The sequence below is a fragment of the Candidatus Electrothrix sp. genome, from assembly GCF_052785085.1.
In genome coordinates, this window is sequence record NZ_JALAAI010000221.1 from 1 (window position 1) to 2,341 (window position 2,341).

3 protein-coding genes and 1 pseudogene are annotated in these 2,341 nt (G+C 42.6%); 3 read left to right on the forward strand and 1 reads right to left on the reverse strand.

Annotated elements, in window-relative coordinates:
* Positions 1 to 388: 388 nt before the first annotated feature.
* The 3 genes and pseudogenes from L2082_RS19105 to L2082_RS19115 all read left to right on the forward strand — a co-directional run.
* Positions 389 to 562, forward strand: a pseudogene (locus L2082_RS19105) (Zeta toxin family protein); the annotation flags it as partial.
* A 155-nt stretch (positions 563 to 717) separates the two neighbouring features.
* Positions 718 to 1,059 (forward strand): type II toxin-antitoxin system RelE/ParE family toxin, encoded by a 342-nt coding sequence (locus L2082_RS19110; RefSeq protein ID WP_446012189.1) that lies wholly within the window; start codon positions 718 to 720, stop codon positions 1,057 to 1,059.
* Positions 1,056 to 1,376, forward strand: a complete 321-nt coding sequence (locus L2082_RS19115; protein ID WP_446012190.1) for a helix-turn-helix domain-containing protein — start codon at positions 1,056 to 1,058, stop codon at positions 1,374 to 1,376. The genes L2082_RS19110 and L2082_RS19115 overlap by 4 nt, the downstream gene beginning before the upstream one ends.
* Before the next feature lie 197 nt (positions 1,377 to 1,573).
* On the opposite strand, the gene L2082_RS19120 is transcribed toward L2082_RS19115, so the two are convergent.
* Positions 1,574 to 2,065 carry a hypothetical protein gene (locus L2082_RS19120; RefSeq protein WP_446012191.1) on the reverse strand — a complete coding sequence of 164 codons (492 nt, stop codon included), beginning with the start codon at positions 2,063 to 2,065 and terminating at the stop codon, positions 1,574 to 1,576.
* Between the last annotated feature and the right edge of the window lie 276 nt (positions 2,066 to 2,341).

Here is a 2,341-nt window from a genome sequence, read left to right on the forward strand (position 1 = left end):
AGGAAATAGACCAGGTCGCAGTGAACCGCGGGCTGTGAAGCGTCGTCCAAAGGCCTACCCTCGTTTGACAGTACCAAGAAGACAAACGGCGTAATCCTGTGGTCAACCACTTAAGGTCGTGCCATTAGGGTCACCAGCTTAATTGCTAGCGACCCTTTTTTTTACGGCCAATTTATCGGATGCGTGCTTAGCGCGTGACCTGGTTTCTCTTGAGATATCCCCTCAATCTGTGCGTACAAACCAAATGCAGTTACAACTTAATCTATCAACTTTACATATCGTTAACTCCTTCTTCCCTCCCAACCTCCCTCGTACATTCCCGGACAACGTAACCACAGGATTAACCGACAGAGATCAACTCAGGAAGTTGGAAAAAAAAGCAAACAGAATGAGCAAAAAATGTTACATCATCGCCAGCCCCAACGGAGCAGGAAAGACGAGTTTTGCCAATGATTTTCTCCTGATCGAAGCTGAATGTTTAAACTTCATAAATGCAGACTTGATAGCTCAAGGGCTTTCACCGTTTCAGCCAAGCAGGATGGCTATCAAAGCAGGAAGAGTTAATGAAAAAACACAACAAATATAAATTGCTGGGCTTAAAAGCGTTAGAACGTGCTTCAAGAAAGGTAGCAGGAACACTGCTCAAAAGCTTGAATAGTATAACTCAAAGAGTTATAGTTACAGTATGAAAAATCTCTGTACGAAATGGTTTAACAAGTGGGCAAAAAAGCAAAACTAAGCAATGAGAGCCTGCTTGAAGCTATTGATAACCTCGAAAAGGGATTATCAGCAGCGGACTTGGGAAGCAATCTGTACAAAGTTCGTGTGCAACGTTCAGGAAAAGGGAAAAGCTCAGGATTTCGAACAATCATAGTGTACAGAAGCAACGAGAAGGCAATATTTCTTTATGGATTCGGAAAAAACGAAAAATCGAATATCAACAAGACAGAATTAAAATATTTCAAAAAGTTAGGGAACGACCTGCTCGCCCTGAATACAGAACAAATTGCAGATTCCCTCAAAAAACAAATTCTGTTTGATCTGGAGGTGTCCTCATGAGAGATTCCATAAAAAAAGCTGTCGGCAGCACAGCCCGGGATTTAATTGACTCCGGCGTACCAACATCTTTTACTGAAAAAGAACTCAATGCCCTTGGCGTTAAAATACCGGAAGTCGATCTGACCACTGCTCAAATAAAAAAAATCAGAGAAAGGCTCAAGCTCAGTCAGGCTGTATTCGCCAAATTACTGAATGTGAGTCCGTCATCAATACGACAATGGGAGCAAGGAAAACGGCAACCGACAGGAGCGACCCGGGTACTTCTGGATCTTCTTCAACGATCTCCTCATGTTCTTGACTATAGACTTGATGTCTAGATTTTTCAGGAAGATTTTGCGAAAAACAGCCTGAGTTTGACAGCTATGAACGGCAAGATGTTGAACAAATTGATTTCAAAGTCAAAGAGCCGGTTCAAGCCTTCGTCTTGATGTTGTGTCAGCAGATAAAAACGTTTGATTTCGGCCCGTGACACCAGGCTGGATACCTTTTTCTTGAAGAGCAGAACCTGTTATACCTATTCCCGGTGTTTCGGACTAACTGATTTTAATATCGTTTCCGGCGAAACCTGTTTGACTGATGACAGGCTTTCCAGCAAACCCTTTGCCTCGTCCTGCATTTCGTTGAACAACTCCAGTGTGGTTCTGTCAAATGACGGATGGTTTTCTATTTCCATCGTAACAAGCTGCAATCCATTCAAAAGATTATTAGTCACATGCTGTGCTCCGTGAATTGTAGCCAGATAGACATTTTCTTTTTCCTTGGTTATGCTTTCTCTCAGTTCCTTCTCAAGCTGTTCCAGCCTCTTTATCAATCCGTAAATATACCAGTTTATCGTTGATGATATCAATAACGGTGCTGTAAAAGCAAAGAATATCTCTGAATTTCGCAACTCAACACCGATGATTTTATATCCAATAAAAACAAATAATAAGGAGACAATAACAACCAGCAGAGTTGTTAACGCAGCAAGGGTGAATCGACTATACCGTTTTAATACTTTATCCATTTATCCTGTCGGGCGCGTATTCCGCATGTGACCCTGTTTTTCTACTCCGCCTTAGTCCCCACATCACTGCACAATCTGATCTCGGTCCGTGATATTACAATACGTATATTGCCTGTTGCACGTAACGGCTTATGAGGCTGTACAAAATGAGATGGTCACCCTCCTGAGTGTTGTTCGCCGACAACGACAGTTGTAAACAGTTCTTTTAATGTCCATCTATGATCAGTCAGTCCCGCTGCCATTGCGGGCGTCCGTTGTATCCATTTGCGCACACCT

Excerpts from the sequence above, each read along its gene's own strand:
- L2082_RS19115 (WP_446012190.1), top strand. The coding sequence starts at position 1,056 with ATGAGAGATTCCATAAAAAAAGCTGTCGGCAGCACAGCCCGGGATTTA.
- L2082_RS19120 (WP_446012191.1), bottom strand. The coding sequence starts at position 2,065 with ATGGATAAAGTATTAAAACGGTATAGTCGATTCACCCTTGCTGCGTTA.